We start from the raw sequence: 19,621 nt of genomic DNA, 5'->3' as shown, positions 1-19,621 counted from the left end.
CTTTCATTCTGTCAAAAAAGCCTTAATCAAAGGGTTGTTGTACACTTTCCAGTTTGAGGTACTGTGGCCACCCTCGACCAGCTTTAGCTTTACAGCTCCGCCCAATGCATTGACCTCTCTTTTTAATTTCAGCGAATGGTTCTTATAAGGTACTGCCTGATCTTTCTTACCATGAAAAATCAACATGGGTACATTTATTAATTTTTCAGGGAAATTTGCGGGATTGATATCATCAAAATCTTCTTTTGATTGCCAAATAAAATTTGAAGACTTTCTTTGCGAATAAGCCTGTTCTAAATCATAGACAGGAAAAGTGCCAATAACCCGGTCAATTTTCTCCGGGTATTCGGCTATCATTCTAAACATTTGAAGCCCTCCAGCTGAAGTGCCCCATAAAACCCATTTTTCTTTAACCCTATAATTTGAGCTTATGTACCGGTATACCTTCATCAAATTTTCCAGCCCTTGGTCTGTTCCCCAGGTTTCATTTCCATTAGAGAGGACAACAAATAGATAGCCATTATCGATGGCCATATTTCTTTGGTGCACATAAAAGGGCACGCTTTGATCATTTTCAGAAGCATAACTCATCGCATTCCTACCGTTTCCATGGATTGCCATTAAAACCGAAAATGGGGCTTCATTCACTTTTTCATTCCTATCAGGTAAGGCGATGTAAACCTTTCGATTAGAAATCTCGATTACAGTATCTTTCGGAAATGTAATTGCATAGGAATTGGTGTAATTTATAAAAATTAGAATGCAGATCACCCAGTGCAATGGACGAGACAATTGAATAAAGTTTCTGATTACCAACATTGATCTTTTTGATTTAGGCTATTATTTCCCGCTTTTCTATCCATTTTTAGAAATGTTTGTATTTAAATATACAAGTAGCCCCCTTTATGGTAGGAATTTTAACAGTTGCATCCATAGCTAAGAGAAATTTCATCAGGTTTTAAAATACTGATTAGGCTGATTCCAATGAATTTTGGCTACCCATACACTGCCATCGCTTCCATAATTTTCCACCCCGAGATTTGAGCCAGGAGTTTTTATCTTTCCTGAAAACTGCATCCACTCCGCCACTGTCACCCAGGTTTCGTTAGGGCTTACATTTGTCACACCAAAATTCCCCAGTCTGGCGCCTCTTTCTTCAACAATAACCCGCTCTGAATCCCGGATTACACAAAGCTTTTCCGGGTCTACCTGAGCCATAAATAAGGGCGCACGGTGGCGAAAGACATGGTCATTGTCTGCCCCCTTTCTGGTATAAACGAGAAACAAGCCTTCACTGTGAGTAACCCAATGTTGTTGGGTATTGTAATTGCCCAAGTTTGTTCCATCGTCAAATTTCCAGGAAACAATTGGTTCGAAATTCAAACCATCCTGACTTTTGCATACATATCCATTGTGATCGTTACGCATGGTTAGGTAATACTTGCCCTTGAACTTTGTCAAGGAGGGCTCCTGTAAACCTCGGGAATTGTCTTCAATACTAATTTCCTGACCATGGCTTTGGTAATTGAGGTTTTCTCCATCAAAACTACACCGCAAAACAGCTATACGATCAGATCGCTTGCTCCCATTCGGATGGGGATTAAAATAGATAGGCAATAAAATGCTCCCATCGCTTTCATCATACCTTTGTACTGAACCTGCTCCTGCAAAATAAAACCGCTCCCCACCAGGCATTTGGAGCTTCTTCCAATTGCCCCATTTGTCCTTTTTCTCATCGTATACAGCATAGGAGGTATGTCTTGGACGAGGAACCATAACCTTCCATTCAGGAGTGTAAACCACCGTGTGGCCTATGCCTAATAGTTTTCTAGAGGAAGAATGAAAAGCGGGCCAAAAATCGCTGGCTGCTACAGGATGTTCTTTTCCCTCAATTGTTTCGAACCGAGGATTTAACGGAGGTAATGCTTTAGGCTCTGAATAAGATTTCCCTAAATCATCCGTATGAAATCCGTACATACCCTTGAATACATCACTTCCTGAAATATCATGGGTATTCATCGTAAACAAGACCTTTGGTTTGCCTTTTTTCCCTGCACCAGGAATTATCCCTGCGCGAGGATGAACCCAGCAGTTTTTACCATCATATAATTTGGTCGGTATATCATGTTTAAGCTGGTATTTCAATTTTCTTTTATTTCTGAAAGTTTGAAAATTCAGTCCTCCAAGTCCAGGAATAACCATCAGAGAAATACCCTTTGAAACAGAAGATTTTAAGAATTGCCTACGCCTTATCATAACATTCAATTAACTCTAAATTCTTTATGAAAAATTGATTCCCAAATGTTTAAATTCATCTTTAATTTCAGTCAATCGCTTACGAAATAAACTTAAATCACTCGAATAGGTAATAAGCATTGCTCCCATGTCCAATAATTTCTTGGCATGTTCAGATGAAAAAGCAGGTGTACCCCACAATTTACCGGCACTCTTGGCTGAATCAGCAACTTTTTCCACCGCATCCCAATATCTAGAATCATTGAACTTCCCAGCGAATCCACCTTGAAGACTAAAGTCTCCCGGGCCAAAGAAAAGCAAGTCGACTCCTTCTACTTCTGCGATATCCTGTGCAGCAGCAAGTCCCTCCTGATCCTCAATTTGAATCACCAAAAAGGTTCCTTTATTGGAGGTTACCAGGTATTCTGACAATGGTGTTAAACCATAATGGGCATCCGGACCTGCGGCATCCAATCCTCTCTCTCCCATCGGAGGAAATTTAATGCTTTTCACTGCAAGCTTTGCCTCCTTTACCGTATGGCATCTCGGATACATGATCCCATTGGCTCCTGCTTCCATCAACCTGGCCATTTGGTTGTATTCACCATTTCCTGGTCTTATCATAAGATCGGACGAACCAACCCTTGCTGCCCTCATCAACCCATTAACCGTTTCTATAGAATGAGAGTGGTGCTCCATGTCAACCCAGATAACATCCATCCCCATTAAACTGGTAAGTTCGAAAACGGAAGGATCCGTTAAATGAAGCGTTATTCCCAAAACCGGTTGACCTGCTTCCCACTTCGCTAAACATTTGCTACTATTCATATCTTTTATTCTTTTTTATTAATCAAACTAATAGTACAGGCGACAATAGCTCCTGCAAAAAAGGAGAAGGGTAAAACCCAGAGCACCGTAATTCCCAACACACCATAAAATGAAATTGCTACAGCAACAATAATGGCCACTATGCCCCCCAGAAATGTCCCTCTTTCAGTGGCAAAAGGAACAAACAGCGCCATAAAAAACAATACAAACAAAGGTGCCACAAAAAGGTGGGTCACCTTAATCACAATATCAAACAAGTTCCCTTGTACACTGCCTACAAAAAAGCTCAATCCGATTACAATTAATCCAGTTAAGTAGGAAAGGATTTTAATCTGTTGCAATGAGCCTTTGAAGGAAACTTCTTTTTTTCTTTTAAAAAATCGATTGAAAATATCTTCAGAAATCACCGTTGAGACGGAGTTTAAGCCTGAAGAAAGGCTTGACATGGCTGCAGCAAGCAGACCTGCAATCACCAAGCCTGATATCCCTACCGGTAATCCTAACAATATAAACCTTGGAAACAAGGTGTCTGACTGTTCACTAAAGGATTGGCCATCGGCTAAAAAATGTTGGTTCTTAGAGAAAAAGGCAAACATTGCAAGCCCCAAAAGACCTAGAAGACATTTAGCCAATAAATTGGTGTACAAGGAAACTTTTAAAGATTTCCTGGCTGCCTTAATGTCTCTGGTGGACAAATACCTTTGAATGGCCATTTGGTCGGAGCCTGTGGTACAGATATACCAGGCAAATAACATCACAACTGCATTCCCTATGGTGGTCCTTTCCTGGGTATCAAAACCAAATTGAATAGGCTTCCAGTAGGCCGGCCATTCCGTAGGTATCCATGAACTTACCGATCCAAAATGTATACTTACAATCAAAATACTCAGAAAAGCTCCTCCCAAGAACACTACTGTTTGAACTACATCGGTTACCACAACTGCTTTTAAGCCACCCATTGAAGTATAAACAATGGTTATAACCATTAATAAAATGCTGACCAAAGGGACATAGCTTGGGTCTATAGGAACTACCGTAAGAAAAGTGACATCAATGGTGACATAAATAATAGTAGCCATCCAAAGGAACCGTAAGGAAAGGAACATAAAGATGGCCAACATCCTGATGCTTAAACCCAGTTTCAATTCCAATATTTCATAGGCACTCGTCACTTTCATTGCCATTATTCTAGGGATCAACCACCAGCCCGCAACAAAATAAACGATTGGAAAGCCTAACATTCCAGCGAAAATTACCGGCCCATATTTGATCATTTCTCCCGGGTAGGACAAATAACTCACCGTACTAAGTAAAGTGGCAAAGAGTGATATGCCAATAGACACGGAATTCATCTTCCTTCCTCCCAATAAATAGTCCTCCTTGGTCTTATTGACCTTTGAGTAGAAATATCCTATGCCCAACATCAAGGCCCCATACAAGGAAATGACGAGCCAGTCAATCCATGAAAGTGTAGCCTCCACCCTTCGTTCAATCCTCAGCAAGGCATAGGCAGCCGTAACTTTTAAATCAATAAGTTGATTATAGGAGGGGTTATCTTTGTCAGGGTTTAAATTGGCCATTTTCTCAAGTAAATCCAGATCAAGATTACTCCCTTTCTCGCCCAAGGTATAGGCATATTCTCTTTGATAAATTAGATTGTCCTTGCCCGCATTTGACAAAAGATATTTTAGCTTTTCCATCCTAGGAACTGATAAAGAATCCTTCGGAGCTGTAATCCAACTTAGAGAAGTCAAATAGACCTGAAAATCAGAAATTTCAGTTTGACTTAATGCCAAATCAGTTAATTGATCCCAATCTGAGGTACTGATCCCTTTTATCTTTCTTAATGCATAAGCAGCCAACTTTCTAGCCCTATCAGAATATTCCTCCCCTTTTAAAATTTCCATCAAATCCGCTATGCTTTGCTTTTTTCTGGATTCGGATGAATAGGCATGGGCCCATGTGCTAAAAACATGTAAAATTTCATCATTTGTCTGTATCTCGGTATTGGGAGATATTTCAAGCTTGGCCAGTGCTTCCACCGCATGAATCCTATCTTGTGAAAGGCTGTCCTGATAGACTGCCCTAATTTTATCTATCCAAACCTTTTTAAAATCATCATTCCCTCCAGATTGGGCCAACACCCTCCATATTCCAATTCTATAATAAGGTTCATTGCCAAATTTTAATTCTTCTTTTTTAAAAACACTATCTACGCCTGTCTGATAGTCAAGTGCCAATAGGTACTCTGCTGCATGAATTTTTTCCCACTTCAAATCACTGTACAAAACCGAATGGAGTTGTTCGATGGCATGTTCTCTTAATTCTGAAGAAAGCTCTCCTTGGGAATTTGTCTGGTCACTACATGAAATAAGAGGTGAAACAAAAAAAATAAATCCGTAAAGTAAGTTTCTCATATTTTTTATTTTATGCGGCAATTGTAGTTGGGATTATCCTGTAATAAACTAGGTGGTGAAATCACTTAACACAAAATATTCAATGCCATCTGGAGATTACAATTTAGCCCTGCTAATTTGAAACCTCCAAATGGCCTGATGAATTATCCTTTCAACCCCCACGATAAAAATCGGGACAGGCATCAAGATTCCTTCTGTTTTATTGAAAACCAGGATTTTGGGTAATAATTGGACTGGTTTGAATTACTCTTGAAGGAATTGGGTAAAGGTATTTCTCCTTGGTTACATTCCCATCAAGTCCATATTCCATCAAAAAATTCTTCATTACGGATAAACCCTGATCCGTTCTAACCAAATCGTGCCATCTCTGATGTTCAAAGGCAAATTCAAATCTTCTCTCATTCAATACCCAGTTTCTAAAAGATGCTTGATCAGGTACATCATTGGCTGCTTTAGGATCCAAACCGGCTCTTTCTCGTACTTGGTTTAAAATTTCAAAAGCTTTTCCATTTGGAGTATAAGCAATCTCATTTAGTACTTCTGCATACATCATGAGTACATCTGTGTACCGAATGACAGGCCAATTTATATCCCAGTTATTCTGTGGACCGGAATTCCCTGAAACAAACTTTTTAGAAAAGGGAGTATAAAACATCACCCCATCGTTTTGAAGCCACTGCATTTGAACGGTGTGGGCAAGCCTTACATCACCCTCTTCAAAACTATTAATGAAATCCTGAGAGACAATTGGGCTTAGCGGAGATCCACCTGAGGATACCCCTAAAACAGGGTCGTTTCGGTCAATATTATTGGCCGCTTGAATTCTAGGAATAGGATTACCTTCCCCTTGAGCATCTGAATTAAATTGAACCCAAAAAACGTACTGTTTGCCATTGTCATTGGAAATATTGAACACATCTGAATACTCAGGGAAAAATTCAAATTCACCTGAGTTAATAACCTCCTCAAGTAAACCTTTTGCTTTCTCCCATTCACCCGAATTCAAAGGATACCCACTCTTGGTTAAATACACTTTACCCAAAAGGGCTTTTGCAGCCAAAGAGGTAATCCTTCCTACATCCTGTGATGAGTAAGTCTGAGGTAAAGCGGCGGCCGCCTCTTCTAAGTCCGTAATGATGGTTGCATAAACTTCCTCAACAGAATTCCGCTCATATTGAAGTGATTCTGTAATAGACAATGGCTTGGTAACAATAGGAACTCCTCCAAAATACCTTACCAAATCAAAATAAAACAGCGCCCTTATCACTTTGGCTTCTGCCTTCATTTGTGCCTTTACCTGCTCATTCTTAAAACTCACCCCTTCAATCTTTTCAAGAAAAATATTACAGCGGTATATTGCCTCAAATAATTCTGACCAAGCAGGGTAAAGCTGTGTGTTCTCAGGTGATTCGTTAAAATGAATGATTGAGTGAAAATTATACAAGAGCGATTGCTGAAAGGTGTTGTCGGAGCGTTGCTCTTTCATCAACATGGCAAAGACACTTGTTTGCGTGGATTGAAGTCCATCGTAAACGCCCATCAAAGCTTGGTTTAATTCCTCTTCACTATTATAAAACCCTTCCACACTTCTATTAGAAATAGGCGCCAGGTTGAGAAAATCTTCTGAACATGAGAAAAGAAATGCCAGGGAAATGAATGCATATTTATATATAAATTTCATATTTCTTAACTTTTAAAATGTAATGTTTAAACCCAAAACAAGCGATTTGGCCAATGGATAAGTATTAGTAGCATCAATACCAGGAACCAACAGGCTGTTGTTCCTTACCCCCGTTTGCGGGTTACCAAAATAGTTGTCTTTGGTGAATACATTTTCAGCACTTAAATAAACCCTTAATCCTGAGATTGCACCTCTAAAATTCCCTAAGAAAACATCCGGTGCATTATAACCTAATGAAACATTTCTAATTCTCCAGAAACTGCCATCAAATAGCCAAAACGTTGAAGGAGTAGTCAAGTTTGATGTAACTGCGGCCCTAGGCGTTTTACCATCTCCCGGGTTTTCAGCAGAAACATACCTGTCTCTCCAATACCCTAGTACATTTCCTACATGGGAACGTCCTGCTCCACCTTGACTTTCATTAAGCAAATGGTTCCCTGATTCTCCGTAAGCCATGATACTTAAATCGAAGTTTTTATATTGTATGGTTTGGGTCAAACCCCAGGTAAAATCAGGTTGGTTTTTCCCAACTATTTGTTTGTCATCATCGGTAATTATACCATCCTCGTTGGTGTCTACATATTTCAAATCACCCACATTTTGGGTTTTCGATTTAGGACTAGAATTCAATTCTTCTTCAGTCATGAAAACTCCAGCAACAGGAATTAGGAAGTAACTTCCAATTGGAGATCCTATTTGAGTGATCGTTACAGAAGTCCCTCGGGCAAATCCGGGAATGGGTGCTCCTTCTGGACCTAATTCCAAGACCTTATTCCTATTGAAGGATAAATTCCCATCTATTCTCCATGAAAAATCACTGGTATTGATAACCCTGGCTCCCAGTTCAAACTCTAACCCTTTGTTTTCTACCTTCCCTATATTTTGTAAGGTGCTGCTAAATCCTGAAATAACTGGAATTGGTACATTCAAGAGTAAATCACGGGTTATGCTTCTATAGACATCCACACCTAATGTGAATCTGTTTTCCAGAAAGCCAATGTCAACACCTAAATTTAAAGTGTTATTTTTTTCCCAGCTTAGCTCAGGATTACTAAACGATGAGGGGCTCAAACCTCCTACAAGGCTACCCGTTCCATCACCCAAGACATAATTTGTTTGCGAAAGAGACCCTATGTATCCATAGTTAGGAATGTTGTAATTTCCTGTAGCTCCATAACTGGCCCTTAATTTCAAATTATTCAGTGCGTTGACATTTTGCATGAAATTTTCTTCCGATACTCTCCATCCCATAGACACAGATGGAAACCAACCCCATTTGTTATTGCCTCCAAACCTGGAAGACCCATCTCTTCGGATACTTGCTGTAACCAAATAGCGGTCATTTAAGCTGTAAGTAGCACGAGAAAAATAGGACAAAAGGCTGTGTTCACTGGCTGTGGACTGGGCGGTAATAAGTTCTGTACCCGCATTTAGCGTTTTGACCAAGTCATCCGGAAATCCCCTTACTTCACTAAAAGTATTTTCATTACGGAACTTCTGAGCGGAAAACCCGGCTATTGCAGTAAAATCATGGTTGTCATTTCCAATGGAATAACTCAACAATGTTTCATTCAGTAAATTGGTATTTAATGAAGTAGCAGCTTGGGCGAAGCTACCATTGTCTCTATTGACATTATTGGTCTTGTAAAAACTATTGTTACCACTTGCATAATCCGCAGAGGTAGCGTTTCTTAAGCTTAGGTTTTTCATGATTTCCACCTCGGCATAAAAGCTTCCTATAGTTCGGAATCTTTTGGTTTTATCATCCGTTTCTTCCAACCAAGCCAATGGATTAACCAGAATATCTGTCCTTGTATAGGGTTCTCCACCAGTATTTACGGTACCCAAATGAGGTTCAACTATTGGTGCTAAAAATTTGGCTCTTGCTATTGGTCCACCCACATCTTCTGCATCCGCTTCATTTTGGATGGAAAAACTTGGACTTATATTTAAACCAACTTTAACTCTCTCATGAATTTTGGTTTCTACATTTATTTTAAATGAATACCTGTTGTAATCTGTATGCTTTATAACTCCCTCTTGCTGGAAGACGTCTGCATAGACATTATAGGTTGTATTTTCCGTACCTCCCGAAATTGACAATTGAGAATTATGAATTGGTGCTGTTCTTGAAATTAAGGCTTGCCAATCTGTATCCGGGAAACTTCCAGGGTTTGAAATCCATTCCGGATTTATTCTGCTTCCTCCTGGTCTGTCATCATAGGGAACATTAGGGTCCCCACCATTCAATAAATAAGTGTTGTTCCTTTCCTCTACAGCAAAATCTATCCACTCATCCCTGTTTAATACATCATAAGTCTTTGCAACCTGTTGGAAACCATACCTTGTTTTGATTGAAACAACAGGAGCTCCAGATGTCCCTCTCTTTGTAGTGATGATCACTACTCCATTGGCTCCTCTTGACCCGTATATAGCAGATGCAGCAGCATCTTTCAATACTTCTATACTTTCTATATTGCCGACAGCAATATTGTCCAGATCACCTGAAATAGGCACACCATCCACAACATACAATGGTTCAGATCCTGCAGTAATGGACCCTGTACCTCTGACTTTGATGCTTAAAGGCCTACCCGGTTGACCTGAAACTTCCTGAACCCTAACTCCGGCCAATGCACCTATTAATGCCTGGTCAACCCGGGTAATCGTTCCTGTTCTGTCTTCAAGTTTTTCTCCGGAAAGTTTGGCTACAGCCGTGGTCAGATCCCTACTTTTCTGGGTTCCGTAACCCACGACCACCACTTCATCCAAAGAGGATTGATCCTCTGACATTGTTATGGTAAGCTTGCTTTGGTTTCCTATTACTACCTTTTGAGGCTCAAAACCGATAAAAGAAATCAATATCTCTGCACCCTCTTCCACATCTAAGCTAAAGTTCCCGTCTATGTCAGTAGCTGTACCTGTATTGGTACCAACGATCAGAACGGTAGCACCTGGTATTGCCTCTCCATTTTCATCCTTCACCGTACCTGTAATAGGTTTTCTTTCTGCTATTATAGGACTAATGGATTCGGGCTCAATACGTTTGATCACATCAATCGTATTGTTTATCTGACGGAAACTCAGTTTTAGCTGTTTGCCTGCAACGATCAGGCTTTCTTCCACAGTTCCTTTCTGTTGATCGAAAAGTATAATCTGAGACCTGTCAAGCCTTTGATTATCAAATGCAAACTTAAAAGGAGTTTTTCTTTCTACTTCTTTAAAAAATTGCCCTATACTTAATGAAGGGGCCGATAGCCGAATGGTAACTTCTTCTATGCTTTTATACTGGCCTTTTGCTTGTATAACACTGGTAAAATTAACCACCAACATTTGGAAAACTAAGCCGTACAAGAAGCCTTTGGACAACATCATAATTGTCTGAAGTAATTTTTTTTTCATATTTTTGAATGTTTATTGGAATTAATTTCAATATGCACGGTCTATTGATGGATCCATTCCCCAATGTTCTTCATCATTAGACCTCTCACAGCCGGTTGGATGTATCCAACCGGTTTTATTAAGGTGGTATTTTGGGCATTCTTTTGTTAAAATTTAATTGTGACATTTTTTCCTTTTAGCTCAAATTCAAAATTTTGTACATATGCCATGCTCTTCAAAACATTTTCCAGGCTTTGATTACGGTATTCACTCGAAAATTCCCAGGTTGCTTTTGTGGGATTTTGGATGTTAATCTTTACCCCATACCAATTTTCCAGTATCTCCACAACCTCAGCAAGGCTCGATTTTTCAAACAATAAGATGCCATCTTTCCATGAGGATATGGTTTGGGTATCAAATTTTCGGATGTTGGGCATTTCTGAAATATGGTCTCTGTATAATTCTTCTCCAGGGTTAAGTATAAAATCTGCACTTGTGGCAACACTCTCCACCTTAACCTTACCTGTTACCAATGAAATCTTTATTCCAACATCACCCTTTTCCTTAATATTGAAGGAAGTACCCAAAGCAGTGGTCACCAAACCCTGAGCGACAACCCTAAAAGGTCTCAGGCTATCCTTTTCCACTTCTATAAATGCCTCTCCCTTTAAAATCACCCTTCTCTCTGTAGCACCAAATTTATCTGGAAAAGAGAATTCACTGTTGCTGTTCAACCAAACCCTTGAGCCATCTGCCAGGGTTAGCTGTAATTTCTCCCCTGAAGCAGTCTGCTTGTGATGCATTGCCACATTTTCGACAGGAGTTTCTACTGTGTCTTTGTTAAAAACGCCAGAGATCCATACCAAGGCAAATCCAATTAAGAATACGGCTGCTAGATTAATAATCCATCGGTAATTCTTCTTTTCTATTTGATGATCTGCAGGTTTTATACTTAAAAGGTTTTGTCTAATCGCATCTTTCATTCCCTCCGGGGCCTTGTATTCCTGATAGTGGGTGCGCAATAAAATCTCTCGGGCCAGCTTTAGTTCTTTTAAATTTCCAGAATTGGCATCCATCCATTTAGACCAATAATCATTCAAATGATCATTTGGCTGTCTTACCCAGGCAATAAACTCTGGGTCAATTAAAAAATCCTCTTTGGTCTTCATCAAAATTATACTGGCTTTATATGTAAATACAGAGCACCTCCAAAAGAACACCTAAAAATTTTACTTTTTTTTGAAATATCTTAATCTTAAGAAGAAACGGCTAACTTAATAAACTTCCCTATTTAAGTTTCTCTCGTAAAAAGCCCAATGCCTTGTACATTAGATTCCGAGTAGTTTTCACGCTGTCCAACCCCATTATTTCCTGAACTTGGACATAGCTGAAACCTTCGTAAAAAAAATAATAAATGATTTCTTTTTTTCTGGGACTAAGCTTGGCAATAGCGCTATTTAACTGCTCAATCTTATCCAAACCCATTTGTTGATCAATCAACTGTTGTTCATGGGAAATAGTGAAATCAAAATCCTGATTGGAGTCAAGGCTTTCCCTTCTGTGTTCCCATTTGGAAAACTGACGCTGAAGCTTTCGTTTAAGGCATTTGAGTAAATAAAACTTAATATTGTCAGTAGGGCCTATTTTGTGACGCAGGCGCTTGAGATCAAAGAAGACTTCCTGAATCCCGTCCTTGGTTTGGGATTCATCCTTAGATAAACGCATGCCATATGCAAATAGACTATCAAAAAATTGCTCATATATCTGAATAAAGGCAGCATCACCACCTTTTCTGAATTCATCCCATAACATCCCCTGCGCTACAATTTTTGTAGCGTCTGTATTTTTGATTTCAGAAATTTCACTTGAAAAGGGATCAAGTTTATAATTAGGCATTTTTGAAATAATTGGTGATCAATCCCTCAAAAAGGGATTTTTACAACTCAGGCTTCCTAATTATAGTTATTAAATATGGATTGGCATAATTTCCTTTTGCAATAATTACCAATTACCCTCAATCATAGATTGAAATTCCAAATAGTCCTCTCCAATATTTTACCGTCCAACATCAAATTGTATATTCCACTGGGCAAATCTGCCGAATATATAAATACTCCCTTTTTAGCAATTGTCTTACTAAAACCACTCCCATTTGCAGTAGAAATATTGGGAAGCTATTGCCCATCTCCCGGTAACTTTTATTCCGCAATAGTAATGAGAGGTACGGTTATCGTCCATTCAACAACTTCAATGATCCGGATCCAATGGCTAGGATTATATCAATAAGAGACAAATGGGCAGCTTCTATTAGAGCTATTTTTGCAGAAAAGAAGGGGCAACAATAGACCCTTTGAATCCTGGGCTTTCATCAAGGGAACAAATTCCGCCAACTCCTTTAAAAAAGTTTGGTGGCATGCTAAAGGGATTCAGTCTCGAGACAGTGGGTATTAGGAGGTTTTCACCTTAAATATCCTCTTAAAAATTCTGATTTTCATATTTACTCGAAACCGCTCGCTGTTTCTGTGGTACTATTACATCTCGGTGTTTTTTTAATAACTTCTGTTTACAAACCAATTATTCAATGCTTCTTGATAATTTTTTATTGTAGGATCATCAAATTCGTTGGATTCTTGTTGGAGAAAATTTCCAACCTTTTTTTGAATTTCCTCATAGTTTAAATTATTAATTATTTCTATTTGGTCTTCAGATTTTATCAGGAGAGAAACATCTCCATGGCTTGTAATTCTACCAAATCTATAGATTCCGTTTTGGTTAAGGTTTTCTGGATAAAAAATATCAATTACATAAACGCTTTGAAATATATTCAACATTTGCTCATCAACCTCAGATTTTGTTAATTCCCCCTTTTTTATTAAATAATTTAAAATTTCAGGTGAGAATTTCTTGTCTATCCTAAAAGCATCTACTAATTCGTAGTTCAAAGTGTCTTGAGCTTTAAGATGGGAAATCGAAATAATTAATGCTATTAGGAAAAGTAGTTTTTTCATGGCTCAATCCTTTGTCTGTCTTTTTCGGTAATACAATTAGTTATAATGTAGGTTTTCTTAAACTTACCTGCAACCTCCATTTTTATGATAGCTGCGGATTTCAATGCTGCGACTTGTCCCACCTGCCGAAACGAAATATAGAAACTAGACTTCAAATTAACGCCTCACCCGCAGATCGCATAAACACAATATTGATAGCTGCTCGCATTGATTGATACCTAACCAAAAATTGTCCACCGTGAATAAACTTTTTACGAAATATTTCTTCTCTATCTGGGAAGACAAATTTACCCTCGTATTGAGATTTGTTAACAAAGCCACTTAATGCAGTTCAATCTTTACTATAAAATTCGGGTGAGAATACGCTGCTTTTCCACTTTCATAAATCTGTTGAGAGATTTCTAAAGACTCAAAACCTGTTTCAACTTTTTTATTTTTAAAATATTGAATAGAATACCTCGAACTAATTAATTCTAAATTCTTTGATTCTGCATAATCTATAAAGTCAGATTCAGAAATATTATCCTCATCAATCTTTGTTAGAACTTCACTTAATAAAACAACATAAGAATTTGGGTCATTCTCATTGGTATAAAATATAGGTGTAGCTGAATAAATTTCATCGTCTTTATTTAATTCTTTTAAATAATTATTGACTTGCGTACAGTCGGTCAAGGTTTCATTGATTCTAAGCCAAACTTGATCGTAATTGATGTACCCTGTTATAGCGCTATTAGTTATGAAGGAATATTTACTTAATATAGATTCTGCAAACTCTTTTGTTACATTTTCTTGTTCAAACACAATATAAATTTCAGACAATGATTGTTTTCCAAGATAAATTTTCTCCTCTCCCGAGTAATAGAAATTTTCTTTATCATCGCATAATCTCATTGTTGGTAGAGGTTCATCTTTTTCACATGAGACTAATAATATAAACCCTATGGTTACGAACAACAATAATTGAAATACTCTTTTCATTGATCTTTTTGTCTTTTTACACCTATTCCTGTCAAGTGCATGTCATGTCTTTCTATTTGCTTTTACAAATCCAAACCTTTCAATTTAACGTTCTCTTTATGGTCTGTACTGCAGTTACCCCCAACGGGATTTATTTTTGGGAAGGTTGGCATTTGGAAACGTACTCTTCCATCCTACTCCTAGCTTCTTAAAGATACTGATTTTTCTATTTACTCGGAACCGGCCGCATTTTTACTTTACCCTTGACCTTGGTTCCTCCAGTACACTTCAAAACGGAAAGGTTCAATTTACGGTACAAAACTACCGGAAACAGGGCAAAAAAGAAACTTGCACGCTAAAGGGTCCTGAATGCCTAAGTAGGTTCACGCTACATAATTTGTCCCGAGAATCGGGATCTTACCAAAGGGCTTTACCCGAATCAGGCATTATGGCATCCTGGCCAGTGCTTTTAAGGCAACACACAAAGTAAATATCGACAGGCAGATCGGTCAGGTCGTAATAGAAGTAGAAGAAAAACCGGCTTCCCTGTTCAGAAAGTACCCTTCTCGTAAAACCGGAGAATTGCATACAGTGGAGTGCTTCGACCAAAGAGGGCCTCCAGACAACTTGTTTAACAAAATCAAGAAACAAAATATTAGCTTAACGGGACAGGTATGTCCAAATGGCAAAAACAGCCTAAAATTCACTCCAAAACTATCAGGAAAGTGGCCTTAGTCTCTCAAAAAAATAAAACAACGTAAAGGAACAACCTATAACTACCTATTTTTTTTATTCTTCAAGCGCTTAAAAACAAATGGAGAAAATCATTCCCCATAGTAACCCGAATTCTCAACACTCTTAACCGGCCCCTGAGCACGGTCCCTGAGCCTGCCGAAGGGACATTGAAGTTTACCCTGAAACTTTCTCAGGGCACACACACTGCATTCAGACTAGGCTGTTTAAGTCGTCAGAATGCTTAGTTATTATGGGCTGGTTTTATTTTTTCCAACCAACAGTTTTTTTCCATTCCTCAATTTCCTGTTTTCTTTTTTCAAAGTCTGCCGGTGGCGATTGTTTATTATTTTTAGCTTGTTTTCTTATAATTTTAGTTTGTTCTTCAATTGAATTAAGTCCAATAGATTTTCTCCTTTGATTCACTTTTTTCAAGTCATCAAAAATATTAGGGCTCAATTCTCCGCTTTCATCCCAATCAAATTGAGTTCCATAAAGTTGTGGTTTATTCTCAAAAACTGCTATTCGGTCGGTCAAGTACGCTAAATTTTTTGAATTGGCTTTATTTTGATAAACAGCAATTTCTAATAATTTCACACATTTTTTCATAAAGTTAGGTTGTCCGATAGAATGTTGTATTATTAACCAAGTTGCTTCATTTGCTTCTTTGCCAACTTTGTCAAGCGTTGGATAACCTATTTTGTTTATTATTTCATTTAGAGTTTTGGTATTTTTGTTGTGAATTTCAGCCATTTCTTTATTGTAGCCTTCACCGAGTTTTCCACTTTCAATTAGCTTTTCACGAAATTCCAAATCAGCATTTTTCAGTTCGATTATTTTTTCTGCAATTTCGTGGTAATTCATTCTGCTAATTGTGTTGTGGTCAACTTGCCCATAACAATAGGGTATCTAATATTTGAAGAAGACAATATAAGGACTAGTTACGCTTATTCAAATAGCTAGATACCGTACCACCTGTATGGCCAGTGGCACTGCGGGCTGAGCTCCGCTCGGCTGCGCGTTGGATTTATGTGGCCATGGAATGTACAGAATGTTAGGCTTTTTTTATTCGGTGTGGTTTATCAAAGTTCAATATTCCAATCAACTTCTATTTCTCGTCATAGTGAAATCGACATTGGACAATTGTGCAGACTTGGTCAACACCTTTTTTACCAGTGATCTTGTACACCAATCGGTGCTCCCCTGAGATTTTTCTCGACCAAAATCCTTTTAGATCGTATTTCAGCGGTTCCGGTTTTCCGATTCCCTTAAAGGGAGTTTGTCGGATTGATTTAATGAACTCCTTTATCTTCTTGATTGTATCTGGATCGGTCTCCATCCAATAGTTGAATTACTCCCAAGCGTGACTTGTGAATTGGATATTCATTTAGCTCCAATTCAATCGTCAAACGAAACAGTATCTCCACCTTTCATTTGAGCGATGGACTCACGCAATCGGTTTCGATTCGATTCAGTCGATAGCAAGTGGCCTGTCTCCATCAAGGAATTATACTCTCTGATTGACATGATGACCACAGCATCCTCTTCTCTTTTGCGCGGTACGATAATGACCTCTAGTGATTTGCTCACCGAGTCAAAGTGCTCCTTCATACGCTGACGGAGGGATGTAATTGTAAGTGCTTTCATGGCTTTTTCTACTATGTACGCATAAACGTACATAATACCGTACATAAACGCAAGATTAAATTCAAGATGCGCAGACACAATGCACTTCCATTGCTGATGGGATTCACCAAGTTAAGGCTGGCAAAGGCTTATATTTCTGAAAGCCATGTGCTGGCCTCACCAACCATTCAGCCACATAATTCGTCACGCACCTGCGTCAAAATTCCAGGCCAAGTAGCACATCACGAGTCTACTTCCACTTTGGGTTCTCGCGAACTAATTGCATTAAGCCGTAGAGTAAAGCCTGATAGCCTACCCTATTTAATTACCTATAAAGATAATAATAAGCAGTAAAGCTAATGCTTCGGGACATTAATTCTCCCATATAAGGGATACAGATAAAACTCGGCACAGGCTACCGAGTTGCTTCGGCACAGATTTTCACCCTCTGGAATAATTTGGTATCTTCGATACCAGATACCCATGCTGGGCACACACACTTCATTCAAACTAGGCTGTTCCAGCCGTCAGAATGCTTAATTATTCTCAGCTTTTTTTTATATTCAGTCTGGTAGTGCTAAAGCAATTAACTCTGCCGGTTTTGAGGCCCCACCAATCGGAATAACAATGTATTGTTTTCCATCGAGCAAATATGAGATCATAGCCCCCCTTGCATTTGAGGGGATTGGAATTTCAGCTATTTGCTCGCCATTATCATAGTTAAAAGCACGAAGTGATGGTTCAATATCAGTACTACTTATAGCGATGTTATAGCCCCGCGATGCATAGGCCCGAGATGCCACTCCACCGTCTTGGGCTATTAATAGTAGATTTTGGGTTCCAAGAACCTGCATTCTGAATGGCCAACCTAATTGAGGCAGGTTTAATTCTTTTAGCCTAGAATCATTAATCGGCCCTGAGCCTACGGGGGACATCCAAGAATGCTCTCCGCTATTCATATCGATGGCAGTTATTCGTCCGTATGGTGGTTTTGTCAGCGGCAGGCCGTCAAGAGAGGGAACCGTTGGAGGTAGCTTGTAGTACTTGTTAAATTCCATAGCACCCTCCGCTCTCTGCAGCTTTACTAAAAATGGCAGCGTAACTGAAGGAACATATAAATGGTTATTATTTGGGTTGAAAACACCACCAGCCCAGTTTGCACCGCCTGCAACTCCAGGAAATAGTAAAGTGCCTTTAAGTGAAGGTGGAGTAAATAACGGTCCGTAGACATATTGGTTGACGTAGTCAAGGGCAGCTTTTCTTAATTCTGGAGTAAAATCAATCAAATCTTCTTCTGAGAGTCCTTGTTGATCAAAAGGTTTGGGCTTTGTTGGGAATGGTTGAGTTGGTGATGTTTTTTCACCTGGCACGGTCGAGGCTGGAACAGCTCTTTCTTCGATTGGCCAAATGGGGACTCCTGTCTCCCTATTAAAAACAAAACAAAATCCTTGTTTTGTAAGCTGTGCCACAGCCTTCGTGTTTTTACCACCAATCAGCAAATCCATAAGAATAGGGGCCGCTGGTAGGTCATAATCCCATATGCCATGATGGGTTGTTTGAAAATGCCAAATCTTTTTTCCTGTTGCCGCATCTAGTGCAACTAAACTTTCGGCATACAAATTATCTCCATGTCTATTGCCTCCATAGTAATCATTACTCGGAGTTCCAAAAGGCAAAAATACATAACCTAATTCTTCGTCAGCACTCATTATTGTCCAAACATTTGTATTGCCGATATTCTTCCAGGATTCATTTTCCCATGTCTCAACACCCGGATCATTTTCTTGTGGAATGGACTCAAATATCCACTTTTGTTCACCGGTATTTATATCAAATCCTCGAATATCACCTGGCGGCATCGATTCATGAATTGGATAATCAACAATTGATGATCCTAAAATTAAAGTATTGCGACAAATAATCGGAGGGCTCGAAACACCATAGGCTAGTCTGTCAATCGGTCTTCTCAATCCCTTGGTAAGATCAATTTTTCCATTATTTCCAAATTCGCTTACAAGCTCGCCGGATTTGGCATTAAGTGCAATGAGATAAGCATCTCCAGTACCAATAAATACTTTGCTATTAGCTCCATCTTCATAAAATGCTACACCTCTGTGAACAAATCCATGATTTGGTGGAGAGCCTTCCACATATGATTCTGGGTTATATGACCAAATCGTTTCACCAGTTTTGGCATCAATGGCAGCAACCTGACTTAATGAAGTACTCGTATAAAGAATTCCATCAATCATAATAGGTGTAGACTCATTTGTCCAAGTCCAGAGTGTGCTATCCTTTTCAATAATGGATTCATCTACAGAAGTCCATCTCCACGCAACTTCTAACTTATTAAAATTCTCACCATTAATCTGGTCAAGACTTACGAACTTATCATTTGCGAGACTTGCACCATACCAAGGAAATTCTGAATTACGAATTCGTTCTTCTTGCTGACATGAGGAAAAAAGAAGTACAAGTAAAAATACTGAAAACGGTTTTAGTTTTTTCATGATTTGTAGTTATTGCTGACGGTTTGACTATGCGCAGGTGGGCTTTAGAAGCACTTTCCTGTCTGCCGAGCCGAAAGTTAGTTCTTAGATTTATTGATTCGTTTTTCACTGTCGCCCTGCTTACTTATAGTTTTTGTTGAACTCAACCTCCGGTGGCTAAAGGTTTACCATTGGTATATTGCTCATCAACAAACGCTTATAATAATAAACAAAATACATAAAAATTACGGATGGCTCAATAGC

The 19,621-nt window shown here is 38.9% G+C and carries 16 protein-coding genes and 1 pseudogene; 2 read left to right on the top strand and 15 right to left on the bottom strand.

Annotated features, from left to right (window positions below; translation table 11 throughout):
* Window positions 1–3: 3 nt before the first annotated feature.
* From CA2015_RS17610 to CA2015_RS17565, 10 genes are all read right to left on the bottom strand, one after another.
* Window positions 4–819 (bottom strand): alpha/beta hydrolase family protein, encoded by an 816-nt coding sequence (locus CA2015_RS17610; RefSeq protein ID WP_084011865.1) that lies wholly within the window; start codon window positions 817–819, stop codon window positions 4–6.
* Window positions 820–951: 132 nt separating this feature from the next.
* Entirely contained in the window at window positions 952–2,256 is a 1,305-nt protein-coding gene (locus CA2015_RS17605) for a sialidase (protein WP_048643089.1), read from the bottom strand.
* Between the two features lie 24 nt (window positions 2,257–2,280).
* The gene (locus tag CA2015_RS17600; protein WP_048643088.1) at window positions 2,281–3,063 is read right to left on the bottom strand and encodes an HpcH/HpaI aldolase family protein; all 783 of its coding nucleotides are present in this window, start codon (window positions 3,061–3,063) and stop codon (window positions 2,281–2,283) included.
* 5 nt (window positions 3,064–3,068) lie between these two features.
* Complete coding sequence (locus CA2015_RS17595) at window positions 3,069–5,480, bottom strand: sodium:solute symporter family transporter (RefSeq protein WP_048643087.1); 2,412 nt, start codon at window positions 5,478–5,480, stop codon at window positions 3,069–3,071.
* A gap of 199 nt (window positions 5,481–5,679) precedes the next feature.
* A complete protein-coding gene (locus CA2015_RS17590; RefSeq protein ID WP_048643086.1) occupies window positions 5,680–7,161 on the bottom strand; it encodes a RagB/SusD family nutrient uptake outer membrane protein in 1,482 nt (493 codons plus the stop codon).
* A gap of 12 nt (window positions 7,162–7,173) precedes the next feature.
* Window positions 7,174–10,563, bottom strand: a complete 3,390-nt coding sequence (locus tag CA2015_RS17585) for a SusC/RagA family TonB-linked outer membrane protein (RefSeq protein WP_048643085.1) — start codon at window positions 10,561–10,563, stop codon at window positions 7,174–7,176.
* A gap of 146 nt (window positions 10,564–10,709) precedes the next feature.
* Entirely contained in the window at window positions 10,710–11,711 is a 1,002-nt protein-coding gene (locus CA2015_RS17580) for a FecR family protein (RefSeq protein ID WP_048643084.1), read from the bottom strand.
* Window positions 11,712–11,829: 118 nt separating this feature from the next.
* On the bottom strand, window positions 11,830–12,438 hold the full coding sequence (locus tag CA2015_RS17575; RefSeq protein ID WP_053086703.1) for an RNA polymerase sigma factor: 609 nt from the start codon (window positions 12,436–12,438) through the stop codon (window positions 11,830–11,832).
* A 653-nt stretch (window positions 12,439–13,091) separates the two neighbouring features.
* Window positions 13,092–13,550 carry a hypothetical protein gene (locus tag CA2015_RS17570; RefSeq protein WP_048643083.1) on the bottom strand — a complete coding sequence of 153 codons (459 nt, stop codon included), beginning with the start codon at window positions 13,548–13,550 and terminating at the stop codon, window positions 13,092–13,094.
* A gap of 321 nt (window positions 13,551–13,871) precedes the next feature.
* Window positions 13,872–14,531 carry a hypothetical protein gene (locus CA2015_RS17565; RefSeq protein ID WP_157470532.1) on the bottom strand — a complete coding sequence of 220 codons (660 nt, stop codon included), beginning with the start codon at window positions 14,529–14,531 and terminating at the stop codon, window positions 13,872–13,874.
* 268 nt (window positions 14,532–14,799) lie between these two features.
* On the opposite strand from CA2015_RS17565, the pseudogene CA2015_RS25500 reads away from it, so the two are divergent.
* Window positions 14,800–15,164 (top strand): annotated as a pseudogene (locus CA2015_RS25500) (transposase); the annotation flags it as partial.
* Window positions 15,165–15,506: 342 nt separating this feature from the next.
* Here the strand turns inward: CA2015_RS25500 and CA2015_RS17560 are convergent.
* The 4 genes from CA2015_RS17560 to CA2015_RS25450 form a co-directional block, all read right to left on the bottom strand.
* Entirely contained in the window at window positions 15,507–16,106 is a 600-nt protein-coding gene (locus CA2015_RS17560) for a DUF6624 domain-containing protein (protein WP_048643081.1), read from the bottom strand.
* Between the two features lie 244 nt (window positions 16,107–16,350).
* Window positions 16,351–16,581, bottom strand: coding sequence for a Txe/YoeB family addiction module toxin (locus tag CA2015_RS17555; RefSeq protein ID WP_048643080.1), 231 nt, complete (start codon window positions 16,579–16,581; stop codon window positions 16,351–16,353).
* On the bottom strand, window positions 16,535–16,669 hold the full coding sequence (locus CA2015_RS25320; protein ID WP_262485611.1) for a hypothetical protein: 135 nt from the start codon (window positions 16,667–16,669) through the stop codon (window positions 16,535–16,537). Before CA2015_RS25320 ends, CA2015_RS17555 begins: the two co-directional genes overlap by 47 nt.
* Entirely contained in the window at window positions 16,641–16,889 is a 249-nt protein-coding gene (locus CA2015_RS25450; protein ID WP_394332067.1) for a type II toxin-antitoxin system Phd/YefM family antitoxin, read from the bottom strand. The genes CA2015_RS25320 and CA2015_RS25450 overlap by 29 nt, the downstream gene beginning before the upstream one ends.
* Window positions 16,890–16,955: 66 nt before the next feature.
* Between CA2015_RS25450 and CA2015_RS24895 the strand changes: the two genes are divergently transcribed.
* On the top strand, window positions 16,956–17,222 hold the full coding sequence (locus tag CA2015_RS24895) for a hypothetical protein (protein WP_157470531.1): 267 nt from the start codon (window positions 16,956–16,958) through the stop codon (window positions 17,220–17,222).
* 209 nt (window positions 17,223–17,431) lie between these two features.
* On the opposite strand, the gene CA2015_RS17545 is transcribed toward CA2015_RS24895, so the two are convergent.
* Window positions 17,432–19,378, bottom strand: a complete 1,947-nt coding sequence (locus CA2015_RS17545) for a pyrroloquinoline quinone-dependent dehydrogenase (RefSeq protein WP_053086702.1) — start codon at window positions 19,376–19,378, stop codon at window positions 17,432–17,434.
* Window positions 19,379–19,621: the final 243 nt, after the last annotated feature.

The organism is Cyclobacterium amurskyense, assembly GCF_001050135.1.
Lineage (GTDB): Bacteria > Bacteroidota > Bacteroidia > Cytophagales > Cyclobacteriaceae > Cyclobacterium > Cyclobacterium amurskyense.
This window is presented reverse-complemented; position numbering and strand designations above follow the sequence as displayed.